This is a genomic window from Sphingomonas sp. PSPC2-2 (assembly GCF_049897725.1).
Taxonomy (GTDB): domain Bacteria; phylum Pseudomonadota; class Alphaproteobacteria; order Sphingomonadales; family Sphingomonadaceae; genus Sphingomonas.
On record NZ_JAFCWU010000002.1, the window covers coordinates 329045 to 341902 of the forward strand.

Consider the following 12858-nt stretch of genomic DNA (forward strand, 5'->3'; position numbering starts at 1 on the left):
CGATCAGGCTGCGGTCCAGCCGCCATCGACCGAAAGGTTTGCGCCGGTGATCGATTTCGCCTCGTCGCGGCACAGGAATAGGGCCAGCGCGGCCACCTGGTCGACCGTCACGAATTCCTTGGTCGGCTGCGCTTCGAGCAGCACATCGTTGATGACCTGCTCACGCGTGAGCCCGCGCGAGGCCATCGTGTCGGGGATCTGGTTTTCCACCAAAGGCGTCCAAACATAGCCTGGCGAAATGCAATTGACGGTGATGCCGTCGGTCGCGGTTTCCAGCGCGATCGTCTTGGTCAAGCCGGCCAGGCCGTGCTTGGCCATGACATAGGCCGATTTGTTCGGGCTGGCGACCAGCGAGTGCGCCGACGCCGTGGAAATGATCCGGCCCCATTTCTTGGCCTTCATGAACGGCACTGCCGCCTGCATCATGTACCAGGCCGAATTGAGGTTGATCTTGATGATCGCTTCGAACTTGTCGGCCGGGAAATCCTCAATCTTGGCGACATGCTGGATGCCGGCATTGTTGACGATGATGTCGGGGCCGCCCAATTCGTCATGGCAGCGCTTGACCATCGCTGCGATTTCCTCGGGCTTGGTCATGTCGGCGGCATCGTACAGCGCCTTGGCACCGCTTGCCGCTTCGAGCTTCGCGCGCTCGGTCTCGATCGCGGCGGCATCGCCGAATCCGTTGATGACGACACTCGCGCCTTCGGCGGCAAACACCTTGGCATATTCCAGCCCGATGCCAGAGGTCGATCCGGTGATGATGGCAGTCTTGCCCTTGAGGAACATGGCGGAGTCTCCGTTGCGAATCAAAGGGTTGGTAAAGGGGGGTGTTTCACGGTCAAGTCGAACGCGGCGCTTCGGCCCGTTTCGATATTCTCGGCGACCAACTCGGCATTGGCCATCGTTTCGGCCACCGCCGCCTGGCCCGCTTCCCAATGCTCGCGCATCGTGCGGGCGGAAAATTCGAAATCACGGCTGCCGCCCTCCCAGGCATTGGCGCGGTAGATCAGGTGAACGAGGTTGACGGGATCTTCGTTCGATTGCGCCCTGAGCGCGACAACGTCAGGGTCGTCGCGCAGTTCCGGCGGCAGTTTGGCGAGCACCCGCCGCGCCAGCTCGCGGTCCTTGCGGATGCGCATCACCTGGTCGGACACTTGCCGCGTGCGGCTGGAAAACCGGATTTCCTTCTCGCGCGCCATTACGTCCATTATCGTGCGGGGGCGCTCCGTCGCCGCCGCAAACAGGTCGATCTGGAAGGCGAGCAGCGGGCCTTGCTGATGGTCGAGTACGTGTGTCAGCGGGGTGTTGGACACCAGCCCGCCGTCCCACCACAGTCGCCCGTCAATCTCGATCGGTGGCAGGCCCGGGGGCAACGCGCCCGATGCCATGATGTGGCGGGCGTCGATCCTGGTTTGCGTCGTATCGAAATAGTTGAAATTGCCGCTTTCGACATCGACCGCGCCGACCGACAGCCGCACCGGACCGTTATTGAGCAGATCCCAGTCGATCAGGTCGTTCAGCGTCTCTTTCAGTGGGGCGCTGTCGTAGAAGCTGACCGCCTCCGGCGTGCCCGGCACCGCCAGCATGGGCGAAAGGAAGCGGGGGGTGAAGAACCCCGGCACACCCGCCGCCAGCACGAATCCGGCCGACCATTCGTGGATGAATTCGCGGATATGGTCATTGGGGAAGATCGGGAAGCTCGGCAGTGCCGAAGTCATCAGGTCCCAAAAGGTATTCAGCCGCTGCACGCGCCGCTCGGGCGGGTTGCCCGCCACGATCGCCGCATTGATCGCCCCGATCGAAATACCGGCGACCCAGTCGATCTCGATCTCGCTTGCGGCGAGCCCTTCGATTACGCCCGCCTGATAACTGCCGAGCGCGCCGCCGCCCTGCAATACCAACGCCACGCAATCGGGTAGAGGAAGCGCCTTGGCGCGGCGTTTGGGCGTGATCGTCTCGGAATCGGCCATGCGCCGGACATGCGCGCGTTGTGATGCGGGATCAACGACAGTTTGATGAAATGGACGTCATCCAGGCGCGCCATAGCCGTTGCAACCAGCGTCGTCCCCGCGCATTCATGCGGCAACGGTAACGACCTCGGGATCCCTTGCAATGCGCCTCGACGATTTCGACCCCAATATCAATGTCGAGGATCAGCGCGGGCAGGGCGGTGGTGGTTTTGGCGGTTTTGGCGGTGGCGGTGGCGGCGGGTTGATTTTTGGCCTGCTGCCGCTGGTGTTCAGCCGATTCGGGTGCGGCGGCGTTGCTGTATTGCTGGCGGTGCTGTTCTTCTTCGGCGGTGGGCTGGGGATGCTCGGCGGCGGTGGTGGCGGCGGGCAACTGTCCGCTCCGAGCGCGCAAGTCGGCCAACAGCAGGCGGGCACGGACACGGCGTCGAGCTGCCGCCTAAACGCGCAGAGCCTCGCCGCCTGCAATGCCTTCAGTTCGGCGGACAAAACTTGGGCAAAGCTGCTGGGCTCACGCTTCGAGCCGCCCAAGCTGGTATTTTATGCGCGCGACGGTCGCTCGGGATGCGGCGCGGCGCAAAGTGCGATGGGGCCGTTTTATTGCCCGCGCGACCAGGGCATCTATCTCGACACCAGCTTCTTCGACGAACTTGCCAACCGCTTCGGGGCCAAGGGCGATTTCGCGCAGGATTACGTGATCGCGCATGAATTCGGTCATCATATCCAGAATTTGCTTGGTACGTCGGACAAGGTCGCGGCGATCCAGCAGCGCGGCAGCGAAGTTCAGGGCAATCAGGCCTCGGTCAAACTGGAGTTGCAGGCGGATTGCTATGCCGGGGTGTGGGCCGCGCAGAACAAGGATCGGCTCGATCCAGGCGATCTCGAGGAAGGTCTTACCGCCGCACACGCGATCGGCGACGATACGTTGCAGCAGGAATCGCAAGGGCGTGTGGTGCCCGACAGCTTTACCCATGGCACCTCGGCGCAGCGCATGGCGTGGCTGCGCAAGGGGATGGAAACGGGCGACCCCAACCAGTGCGACACCTTCTCGGGCGCACTCTAAAGCCAGCCAAGGCCCTCTCCCGCGCCTGCGGGAGAGGGCGTCAGCTCACAGCTTGACCAGCATCTTGCCGGTGTTGCCGCCGGTGAACAGGCCGAAAAAGGCATCGGGCATCGCGTCGAGGCCCTCGAACACGGTCTCCTCGTTCTGCAACTTGCCCTCGGCGAGCCAGCCGCCCATCACGCGGTAGAATTCGGCCGCCTTGCCCATATGGTCGCTGACCAGCAGCCCGGTCATCCGCATCCGCATCCCGATCAGCCGCGCGAGATAGCGCAGCTCGGTGGGTTTGGACGAATTGTAGATGTCGATCATTCCGCAAATCGCAAAGCGCGCGTGCAGATTGCCGGTCGCCAGCGCGGCATCGAGATGCTCCCCGCCGACATTGTCGAAATAGACGTCGATGCCGTCCTTGCCGAGCCCCTGCAGTGCCGCCAGCAGCTTCTTCAGCAACGGGCCGTCGCTTTTATAATCGATCACCGCATCGGCACCGAGCCCCTTTACCAGCGCGCATTTGTCGGCACCGCCGGCCGAGCCGATCACCGTCATCCCGCTCGCCTTGGCGACTTGCACCACGGTCGAACCGACCGCACCTGCCGCCGCCGAGACGAACACCACGTCGCCCGGCTTGGCCTCGGCGACATGCAGCAGGCCGAAATAGCCGGTCATCCCCGGCATCCCCAGCAAACCCAGAAATTGTTGTGGCGGTACGCCGAGTGCAGGCAGTTTCTGGACCTGTGCCGCAGGCAGCACCGCCTCATCGCGCCACCCCAGAAAATGCTGCACCACATCGCCGACAGCAAACCCCTCGGCGCGGCTCTCGATCACTTCGCCGATCGCGCCGCCTTGCATCGGCTCGCCGAGCGCAAAGGGCGGAACGTAGGATTTCACGTCGTTCATGCGCCCGCGCATATAAGGATCGACCGACAGCCAGCGATTGGCAATGCGCACGTCGCCTTCGTTCAAAGCGGTCGCGGGCAGATCGATCAGTTCGAAATCGCTCGCCACGGGCATGCCGTTGGGGCGGGATTTCAGGCTCCAGGCGCGGGACATCAGCATTCCTCCATTGTGTTTTCGAAGGTGGGGTATGCCGTGCCAGGCGCTTTGGCAACGAAAAAGGGTACGGGTGCGATCGCTGTAGGTTGCATCGCCAAGAAAGCCCCGTTAAGGCGGCATTCCCGCCTGAAAAGAGGGCCGGGGCGTGGTGCGGGGCTGTAGCTCAGATGGGAGAGCGCTGCAATCGCACTGCAGAGGTCAGGGGTTCGATTCCCCTCAGCTCCACCACGCCATCCCTTTGATTTCTCTGCCTTATGAGCAGCTCGCGGCGGCCACCGTCGCGGTGCGGCCTTGCCGCAAGTCCGCCCCGCTACGCACCACCGGCTCCGGTCCGCTGCCAAGCCCGCGCCACAAAGCGGTGTTGAACGCGGCGGTATCGAGCCGGTCCTCCTGCGCGAAATTCTGGCCTCGCATCGCGTCCGCCCAATATTGCGCGGTGTGCGTGGGGCAGGCGCGCGTGGCGACGGCATAACGGTCGTCGGGGATCGGCAAGGCCGTGGTCTTCAATACCGAAGCCGCCGTCGCACGGTAGCTCCACGGCGTTGCGGCCATGTCGAACACATCCGCCATCGGCAGCGCCAGCGCATCGTTCAGGCCAAGCGGCTTCAGCCCCAGCAGCGCCTCGATCGTCCGCAACAGGCTGACGGTGGTGTAACGGGTCGATACCAGCGCCTGCTGCGTCACATGCGCTCCAACGACAAAGGCGATGCTGCGCCGTGCATCGACATGGTCGGCCCCGTTTTGGGCATCGTCCTCGATGATGAATACTACCGTCGAATCGGCAACCTTGCTCGCGGCGATCCGCTCGATCACGCGGCCGATGGCATAATCATTGTCGGCCATCTCGGTCTCGACCGTGTTCACCCCGTCGATCGCGTCCTTGAAGTCGCCGAAATGATCATGGCTGAGCCGCAACAGCGTGAGCGCGGGGACGGTGCCGGCAGCATCGGCGGCGTCAAATTCACGCTGCCATTCGAGCATCCGCCAGTAATCGGGCATTTTCTGGTCGAAGCCGCGGAAATACGGGTCGCTGCGGCTGGCGAGCAGGCGGTCGCCGGGGGTGTAGATGCGCGTGCCGGTCTTGGCGGGTTCGCGCTCCAGCGGCTTCGCGCCGGGCTCGCCCGCGTCATAGATCGACGCATCCGAGAAACCGTAATTGCGCACGCTCAGCCCGGCGCGGATTGCTGCGCTCCACAGGAAGCCCTGGCCGGCGCTGGCATCATCATCGCCATCGGGCGCGGTCAGCAAGGCGGGGCCGGGCAGCACATCGGGGTCGGTCGGGGCCTTGGGGTTGACCGCGCGGCGCTCGGCTGGCGTCAGCGCGGTGTAGATCGAGCGGTCGGCTTCCTCGGCTTCATAGGCAAGGCCGCGCTGCGCATAGTTTACCGGCGCGTTCTTTTCGAGCAAATCGGGCACGCGCGCTGCCGTGGTCCAGGTCCAGCCGGTGCTCGATTGCTCGCCACTGTCGTAGAAATTGTCGAGCGTGACGAACTGCCGCGCGAGTTGATGGTGGTTGGGCGACAGGGCCTGCCCCAGGATCGCCAATTTGGGGTCGCCATTGCCCTTTTCGAGATCGCCCAGCACCTGATCGTAGGTGCGGTTTTCCTTCACGATGAACACGACATGTTTGATGTGCGCGCGCAGTGCCGCCAGTTTCGCTTCGGCGGCGGCGCGCGCCGGGGCCGCGTCGAGGCCGATATTTCGCGCGACTTGCAGTGTAGTGGCTACCAGCGCCTTGGGGGCGGGCAGCGGGAAATCGAGCAGCCCGGCCTTTTCGAGCTGGAAGATATATTGGTTGGCGGCCCCGCACGCGGTCGGCTGCGCCTTTTGCACCGCCAGCTTGGGTGCGCAGCCGAGCGGGTTGGGGCCGGGCGGGCTCTTGCGGTTGACGACGAAGACGTGGTTGCCCTGCGCGCTGACCGCGACGGCGCTGGGATACCAGCCGGTCGGGATCAGCCCCTGGACTTGCATCCCCTGATCGACCGGTGCCACCACCGCCAGCGCGTTGATCCCGCCAAAGGTCACCAGCAACCGCCCGTCGGCGAGGCGCGCCAGGCCATTGGGGTTGACGCCCTTGCCCGGCGTGGCCCCCAGCGCGTCTGGCAGGCCGAGCCGGGGTTCCATCACCAGCCGGTCATGCGCGGTGTCGATCACCGCGAGCCGGTCGGCATTGTCCTCGGTCGCATACAGCCGCCGGGCTTTGCCATCGAGCAACAGCGCCGTCGGCGGCCCCAGCGTCGCGATGCGCGTGCCGACCTTGATCGCTTCGCCCGTCACCTCCAGCGCGACGATTTGCCGGTCGCGCGGGGCCGAAACATAGGCATGGGTCGCATCGCGCCATACGATCGCGAACGGGTTCTCGCCGCCCGCCACACCGGCTTGCGCGGCGTCGATCTTGCCGGGGCGCAGATCCTGTTCGACCAGCACAGTGCCGCGCGTCAGGTCGATCAGGCTGACCGAGTCATTGTAGTAATTGGCGACCAGCGCGCGCGTGCCATCGGGGCTGATCGCGATGCCCGCCGCCTGCGGCAACACATCGGCCCCGTTGCCGGTCTTGTTATGGCCGAGCGCGATCGGTTTGCCGACGCTGGCGAAAGTGCCACTGGCACCCTTTTCGAAGACATGGACAACATCATCCACCCCGCCGCCCACCACAATGCGCGTGCCATCGGGCGACCAGGCGACGCCCGAATAGCTGTTGGGCATGGTCAGCGTCTGCAGCCAGGTCGGGCCCTTGGCGTCGATGCGGTAGCGGAACAGATATTGGCCGGACTGGGCCAGGACGAGCTTGCCGTCGGGGCCATTATAGCGGTTGAAACCACTGGTCAGCACCAGCATCTCGCGGCCATTGGGGCTGACTGCAATCGCCGCTGCGCCATCGGCGATGTACGCGGGGTTGGGGCCGGTTCGTGCCACCAGCGGCGCGAAGCGCGCACCGGGCGCTGCGAGCGGGGTAAGCGCTTGCCCCGTCGGCAGCGCCGTTCCCCGATCCTGCGCCGTGGCACTCCCTGCGCCCCACAGGGCAAGGGCAGTCGAGGCGAGGATCATGTCGCGGCGCATTACTGGGTCTCCTAGTGAGCGTGGCCTAGCGACATGATGCTACGGTAAAAAGACGCGGTGCCGTTCACTCCACCACCGGCAGCCACACAGCGCTGGCGGCGCCCGGCGCGTGGACGATCGTCTGGGTCGCCGCATGATAGTCGCCCGGCTTGGCGTTGAAGATGTTGGGCACGAAGGTCTGCGGGTTGCGATCGTAGAGCGGGAACAGGCTCGATTGCACCTGCACCATGATGCGGTGGCCGGGCAGGAACACGTGGTTCACATTGGGCAGGCCGAATTTGTAGTTCTCGACCTTGCCCGGCTTCAGCGCGGCGGGGGTGGCGCGACCATGCACATAGCGCCCACGATAGATTTCGATGCCGATCGGTAATTGATACCCCGCCAGCGCCGGGTGCGCGCTGTTCTCATCCGGGTAGACGTCGATCAGCTTGACCACGAAGTCGCTGTCGGTGCCGCTGGTGGCGGCAAACAGATCGACTTGCGGCGCGCCCGCAATATGCACCGGCTTGTCGAGCACGCCGGTCTGATAGCTCAGCACGTCGGGACGGCTGGAGACGAAGCGCTGGTCGGCGACCAGCCACGTCGTCCACACCGAACGATCCTTCATATGCACCGGCTGGGTGACGAACGGCACGGGCTTGGCCGGATCGGAGATGTAGCGTTCCTGGCCAGCCGTGGCGGGGGCGGTGAAGCTGAGGCTGTTATCCGCCTGGAGATATAGCGGCGTCGCCTTGCCCGCAGGCCAGTGCGTGAAGGACTGCCATTGGTTGATCCCGCTGGCATAGGTGATCGCCGCCGGGGTCGGCGCGGTGTCGGCGGGGGTGTCCTTCAGATAGCGGTCGAGAAAGGGCTTCATCGTGTTGCGGCGGAATTGCAGCCCGGTATCGCCCTCGAACTGCAATGCGCCAAGACTGGTGCCATCATAATTGACGCCGCTATGCCGCCACGGCCCGATCACCAGCGAAATCGGCGCATTCGGGTCCTTGTCCTTCAGCGCCTTGAATACTGCAGGCGCGCCATAGCTGTCTTCCTGGTCCCATTCGCCGACCACGACCATCGTCGGTACGGTCAGCTTGCGCTTGGCGAGCAGTTTATCGACCGCCTGTTCCTGCCAGAATTGGTCGTAAGCGGGATGTTCCATCAGCTTGCGGATCGCCGGGAAGATGTCGATGCCATAAGCGCGGGCAAAATCGCCCGCCGACCCCGCCTTCAGATAGGCGTCGTAATCGTCGCCGGTGCCATCGGCAATCGCGCCGCCCTTCTTGGCGGTCTGGCCGACGATGTAGTCGAAGTTGGTTTGGCGGAACGCGCCATTGTGGAACCAGTCGTCGCCGACCCAGCCATCGACCATCGGGCTTTGCGGCACCGCCGCCTTCAGCGCGGGATGCGGATCGATCAGCGCCATCAGCGAGGTGAAACCGAGATAGGAAGAGCCGGTAATGCCGACCTTGCCGTTCGTCTCGGGCACGTTCTTCACCAGCCAGTCGATCGTGTCATAGGCATCGGTGGCATGGTCGACCGCAGTCGGGTTGAGCGGCCCGCGCAACGGGCGCGTCGTGACATAGTCGCCCTCGGATTTGCCCAGCCCACGCACGTCCTGATAGACGCGGATATAGCCGTCATTGACGAACTCGGCATCGGCGATCGGCAGGATTTCCTCGATCTTCTGGCTGGGGTTGCGCCAGGTCGCCTTGCCGGCGTCATAGGGCGTGCGGCTGAGCAGGATCGGGCCGCCGTGCGTGCCCTTGCGCATCACAATGACGGTGAACAGCTTGGTCCCATCGCGCATCGGCACCATCACTTCGCGGCGGATGTAATCGGCTTGCGGGCGAACCTGTTGATACACCGCGACGGTGTCGGGTGTCATCGGCGCGGTTTGCGCCGAAAGCAAGGCGGGCGTGGCGAGCAGGGCAAGCGTGAGCGGAAGAATGCGCAATGGGGCCTCGCGAAATGACAGACGATGGCACGGTATAATCACGCGCCACGAAACCGGGGAAGCGATTTCGCGGGAAGAGGGCGGGCAGCGCGATTGTGGATCGACACGGACCCTATCGCCATCCCAACCATTCAGGCACGATGCCGCTTATGTCGCCAACCGATCGCCTGACTCGTCCGCTGAAAGGGCTCATCGTCGGGCAAGTGCGCGCGCTGTTCAACGACAAGACGCGGGGCGAAACACCGGTTGTGCGTAGCCCGGACGCGCTGTTCCCGCCGGATTCGGTCGCCTGGCGCGTGCATGGCGATGTGACGTCGATGCTGGTCGGCGGCATTGCCGCGCTGCTGCTGCAGATGCTCCATCCCAAGGTGCTGGCGGGGGTGTGGGACCATTCGGGCTTTCGCGAGGACATGCAGGGGCGCTTGCGCCGCACCGCGCGCTTCATCGCGGTCACCACCTTCGGCGCGCCGGACGACGCGCGGGCGGTGCTCGCCAAAGTGCGGCGAATCCACGATCATGTCGGCGGAACCTTGCCCGATGGTACGCCCTATCTGGCGAGTGACCCTGATCTGCTCGCCTGGGTGCATGTGTGCGAGGTGCTGTGTTTCCTCGACGGCTGGATTCGCTATGGCGAACCCACGATGAGCCGTGCCGATCAGGATCGCTATGTCGCCGAAATGGCCCGCATTGCCGAGCCGCTGGGCGTGTCGCCTGTGCCGCACACCCGCGCCGAGGCGGAGGCGATCATGACTGCGATGCGTCCTCAATTGCGGGTCGATACCCGGACGCGCGAGGTGGCGCGCGTGTTGCTCGATCAGCCAGCGCCCTCGCTGGCGGCGGGGCCGTTTCAGGCGATGACGTTGCAAGCGGGGGTGGACCTGCTGCCGGGCTGGGCGCGCACGATGCATGGTCTCGCCCAACCGGAGTTCGGCCGACCGTTGCTGCGCGCAGGCACCTTCGGCATTGCCAGCACCTTGCGCTGGGCGTTCCGCGCATGACGGCACCTATCCCCGCCGCCACGCTCGTGCTGTTCCGGCAGCGCGGGAGGGTGCCGGAGCTCCTCTTCGTCGAACGCTCCAAAGCGATGGTGTTTGCAGGCGGCGCATTGGTCTTTCCCGGCGGGCGGATCGACCCCGGCGACCGCGCGCTCGCGCTTGAACTCGGCGGCGACCCTGAGGACATGGCCGCCCGCATCGGTGCGATCCGCGAGACGATCGAGGAAGTCGGGCTGCCCATCGGCTTGCCGCCGATGCCCGACGCCATCTTTGCCGAGTTGCGCGCGGCGCTCCACCGGGGCGAGGCGCTGGGCGCGGTGCTGCGCGAACTCGATCTCGCGCTCGACCCTGCGCAGCTCGTCCCCTTCGCGCGCTGGCTGCCGTCGCACGCGCCCGCGCGGATTTTCGATACGCGTTTCTATCTGGCGCAGGCTCCGCTCGATGGTCCGGAGGCGGTGGTCGACGATACCGAGAATGTCCGCGTCTTCTGGTCGACCGCGCAAGGTGTGCTGGATGACGCCGATGCAGGACGCGCGCGTATCATCTTCCCGACGCGGCGCAATCTGGAGCGCCTCGCGCAATTCGACAGCTTCGCCGCCGCTGCCGCGCACGCCGCTGCGCACGAAATCCGCGCGGTCACGCCGTGGATCGAGCAACGCGATGGGGGCGAGCATCTCTGTATTCCCGACGACCTTGGCTATCCGGTCACCTCGGAACCGATTGCCGGGGTGATGCGCGGGTAGAACCCCGGTTCCGGCCCCGAATTGCGCGGGGGTGACGAAAGCGCGCGCGTGGCGTAAGGAGCCGTCATGCCCAATCTTCCCGTGGTCGCGATTATCGGCCGGCCCAATGTCGGCAAATCGACCCTGTTCAACCGTCTCGTCGGCAAAAAGCTGGCGCTTGTCGATGATCGCCCCGGCGTGACACGCGATCGCCGCGAAGGTGATGCCACGCTGGTCGGCCTCGATTTCCGCGTCATCGATACTGCGGGTTATGAGGATCAGGACGCCGCGTCGCTGCCCGGCCGCATGCGCGCGCAGACCGAGGCGGCGGTCGCACAAGCCGATGTCGCCTTGTTCCTGTTCGATTCGCGTGTCGGCATCGTCCCGCTCGACGAGGAAATCGCACGCTGGCTGCGCGGATCCACCACGCCCGTCATCCTCGTCGCCAACAAGGCCGAGGGCAAGGCAGGGGCCGACGGCATCCTTGAATCGCTGTCGCTTGGCTTTGGCGATCCCGTTGAATTGTCGGCCGAACATGGCGAGGGGCTGGTCGAACTGTTCGACGCGCTGCTGCCCTATATCGAGCCCGACAAGGACGAATATGGTGCCGATATCCCCAATGCGGATGACGAGGGCGAGTATAGCCCGGAAGCGCCGCTCAAGCTCGCCATCATCGGTCGTCCCAATGCCGGCAAATCGACGCTGATCAACCGCATCCTCGGCGAAGACCGCTTAATCACCGGCCCCGAGGCCGGGATCACGCGCGATTCGATCGCGGTCGACTGGGTTTGGCACGATCCCGAGCGCGAGCCGGGTGAAAATGCCCGCAAGGTGCGCCTGATCGACACGGCGGGCATGCGCAAGCGCGCCAATGTGCAGGACAAGCTCGAAAAGCTGTCGGTCGCCGATGCACTCCACGCGATCGATTTCGCCGAAGTCGTGGTGCTGCTGCTCGATGCCACGCGCGGGCTCGAATCGCAGGATCTGCGCATCGCCGATGCCGCGCTGCAGGAAGGCCGCGCGCTGATCGTCGCGATCAACAAATGGGATATCGCCGAAAACGGCTCCAGCCTGTTCAACGGCATTCGCGGTGCACTGGAAGAAGGGCTCAGCCAGATCAAGGGGATGCCCGTGCTCACGGTGTCGGGCGCGACCGGCAAGGGCATCGACGTGCTGCTGAAAGTCGCGTTCGAGACGCGCGACGCCTGGTCGCGCCGCGTCGGCACCGGGGAACTCAACCGCTGGTTCGAAAAGGCGGTCGAGGCCAATCCGCCGCCCGCACCCGGTGGCAAGCGCATCAAGCTGCGCTACCTGACGCAAGCCAAGACGCGTCCGCCCGGCTTCGTGCTGTTCGGCACGCGGGTGGACCAGTTGCCGACCAGCTATCAGCGCTATCTCATCAACGGCATTCGCCGCGATCTGGGCTTTGGTGCGGTGCCGGTGCGGCTAACTTTACGGGCACCGAAGAACCCGTTCGACCGCTGATCCCGGAGTCGGCACTGCAGCCGACTTATCGCGTAACGCCAGCCACTTGGTAGTCACGCGCCCGAAATGATTCTGCCCCGCGTCAACGGCTCGTTTACTTCGCGCGCGTAGAAGCAAGTGGTACTTTCGACTGAGAGTGCGGCTTGGAGGAGATGACGGTGACGCTCGATGAGACCATCCTGATCGACTGGAACGTGTTTACGCGGGCCCGTGCCGAGCTGGGTGCGGGCTTCGTCCGCATTTTGGGCTATTTCCGGGAAGACGGGGTCAAGTCCGTCGCCGCGATCGAAACCGCGATGCGCGCGCGCAATGCGGCAGCGATGGTGATTCCGGCGCACACCCTGAAAGGCGAAGCGCGTCAGTTCGGGGCCGAGCCGCTGGCGATCCTTGCCGAGCGGATCGAAGCGATTGCGCGCGATTGCGTGGAAAACCGTGACACGCCCGACGAGGCCCTCGAGGATATTGTCGCGCTGCGGCCGCTGTTCGAGCAGACGTTGGCGAAACTGGAGCGGGAGTCCAATCCGTTGGTCGAGCGCCGCCCGACCTTTGGGCGGCGGGCAAATTGACGGCCTAGACT

The 12858-nt window shown here is 64.9% G+C and carries 10 protein-coding genes and 1 tRNA gene; 6 read left to right on the forward strand and 5 right to left on the reverse strand.

The features are described from left to right. Nucleotides 1–3 precede the first annotated feature (3 nt). Nucleotides 4–789: a 3-hydroxybutyrate dehydrogenase gene (locus ACP7BY_RS05780; protein WP_126845271.1), complete on the reverse strand. Its 786-nt coding sequence runs from the start codon at nucleotides 787–789 to the stop codon at nucleotides 4–6. Between the two features lie 20 nt (nucleotides 790–809). Continuing rightward, nucleotides 810–1973 (reverse strand): patatin-like phospholipase family protein, encoded by a 1164-nt coding sequence (locus tag ACP7BY_RS05785; protein ID WP_033967362.1) that lies wholly within the window; start codon nucleotides 1971–1973, stop codon nucleotides 810–812. Nucleotides 1974–2115: 142 nt separating this feature from the next. Here ACP7BY_RS05785 and ypfJ point away from each other — a divergent pair, with 142 nt between their 5' ends. Beyond that, nucleotides 2116–3033: a KPN_02809 family neutral zinc metallopeptidase gene (ypfJ, locus tag ACP7BY_RS05790; protein WP_137902632.1), complete on the forward strand. Its 918-nt coding sequence runs from the start codon at nucleotides 2116–2118 to the stop codon at nucleotides 3031–3033. A gap of 45 nt (nucleotides 3034–3078) precedes the next feature. On the opposite strand, the gene ACP7BY_RS05795 is transcribed toward ypfJ, so the two are convergent. Beyond that, complete coding sequence (locus tag ACP7BY_RS05795) at nucleotides 3079–4080, reverse strand: NADP-dependent oxidoreductase (RefSeq protein WP_171010490.1); 1002 nt, start codon at nucleotides 4078–4080, stop codon at nucleotides 3079–3081. Between the two features lie 155 nt (nucleotides 4081–4235). Here ACP7BY_RS05795 and ACP7BY_RS05800 point away from each other — a divergent pair. Beyond that, nucleotides 4236–4311: transfer RNA gene (locus tag ACP7BY_RS05800), tRNA-Ala, on the forward strand. 24 nt (nucleotides 4312–4335) lie between these two features. Here the strand turns inward: ACP7BY_RS05800 and ACP7BY_RS05805 are convergent. Further along, entirely contained in the window at nucleotides 4336–7143 is a 2808-nt protein-coding gene (locus ACP7BY_RS05805; RefSeq protein WP_137902631.1) for a bifunctional YncE family protein/alkaline phosphatase family protein, read from the reverse strand. A 64-nt stretch (nucleotides 7144–7207) separates the two neighbouring features. Beyond that, the gene (locus ACP7BY_RS05810) at nucleotides 7208–9010 is read right to left on the reverse strand and encodes a CocE/NonD family hydrolase (protein ID WP_231565369.1); all 1803 of its coding nucleotides are present in this window, start codon (nucleotides 9008–9010) and stop codon (nucleotides 7208–7210) included. A gap of 218 nt (nucleotides 9011–9228) precedes the next feature. Here ACP7BY_RS05810 and ACP7BY_RS05815 point away from each other — a divergent pair, with 218 nt between their 5' ends. The 4 genes from ACP7BY_RS05815 to ACP7BY_RS05830 all read left to right on the forward strand — a co-directional run bounded on the left by ACP7BY_RS05815 (nucleotide 9229) and on the right by ACP7BY_RS05830 (nucleotide 12847). Beyond that, nucleotides 9229–10077 carry an oxygenase MpaB family protein gene (locus ACP7BY_RS05815; protein ID WP_033967374.1) on the forward strand — a complete coding sequence of 283 codons (849 nt, stop codon included), beginning with the start codon at nucleotides 9229–9231 and terminating at the stop codon, nucleotides 10075–10077. Continuing rightward, complete coding sequence (locus tag ACP7BY_RS05820) at nucleotides 10074–10817, forward strand: NUDIX hydrolase (protein ID WP_033967365.1); 744 nt, start codon at nucleotides 10074–10076, stop codon at nucleotides 10815–10817. Before ACP7BY_RS05815 ends, ACP7BY_RS05820 begins: the two co-directional genes overlap by 4 nt. A gap of 66 nt (nucleotides 10818–10883) precedes the next feature. Continuing rightward, nucleotides 10884–12281, forward strand: a complete 1398-nt coding sequence (der, locus tag ACP7BY_RS05825; protein WP_033967366.1) for a ribosome biogenesis GTPase Der — start codon at nucleotides 10884–10886, stop codon at nucleotides 12279–12281. A gap of 152 nt (nucleotides 12282–12433) precedes the next feature. Next, nucleotides 12434–12847 (forward strand): Hpt domain-containing protein, encoded by a 414-nt coding sequence (locus ACP7BY_RS05830; protein WP_033967367.1) that lies wholly within the window; start codon nucleotides 12434–12436, stop codon nucleotides 12845–12847. Nucleotides 12848–12858: the final 11 nt, after the last annotated feature.

Bases quoted from the DNA above. Each gene is read 5' to 3' on its own strand.
- ACP7BY_RS05780 (WP_126845271.1), bottom strand. From the start codon at position 789: ATGTTCCTCAAGGGCAAGACTGCCATCATCACCGGATCGACCTCTGGC.
- ACP7BY_RS05785 (WP_033967362.1), bottom strand. From the start codon at position 1,973: ATGGCCGATTCCGAGACGATCACGCCCAAACGCCGCGCCAAGGCGCTT.
- ypfJ (WP_137902632.1), top strand. From the start codon at position 2,116: ATGCGCCTCGACGATTTCGACCCCAATATCAATGTCGAGGATCAGCGC.
- ACP7BY_RS05795 (WP_171010490.1), bottom strand. From the start codon at position 4,080: ATGTCCCGCGCCTGGAGCCTGAAATCCCGCCCCAACGGCATGCCCGTG.
- ACP7BY_RS05805 (WP_137902631.1), bottom strand. From the start codon at position 7,143: ATGCGCCGCGACATGATCCTCGCCTCGACTGCCCTTGCCCTGTGGGGC.
- ACP7BY_RS05810 (WP_231565369.1), bottom strand. From the start codon at position 9,010: ATGACACCCGACACCGTCGCGGTGTATCAACAGGTTCGCCCGCAAGCC.
- ACP7BY_RS05815 (WP_033967374.1), top strand. From the start codon at position 9,229: ATGTCGCCAACCGATCGCCTGACTCGTCCGCTGAAAGGGCTCATCGTC.
- ACP7BY_RS05820 (WP_033967365.1), top strand. From the start codon at position 10,074: ATGACGGCACCTATCCCCGCCGCCACGCTCGTGCTGTTCCGGCAGCGC.
- der (WP_033967366.1), top strand. From the start codon at position 10,884: ATGCCCAATCTTCCCGTGGTCGCGATTATCGGCCGGCCCAATGTCGGC.
- ACP7BY_RS05830 (WP_033967367.1), top strand. From the start codon at position 12,434: ATGACGGTGACGCTCGATGAGACCATCCTGATCGACTGGAACGTGTTT.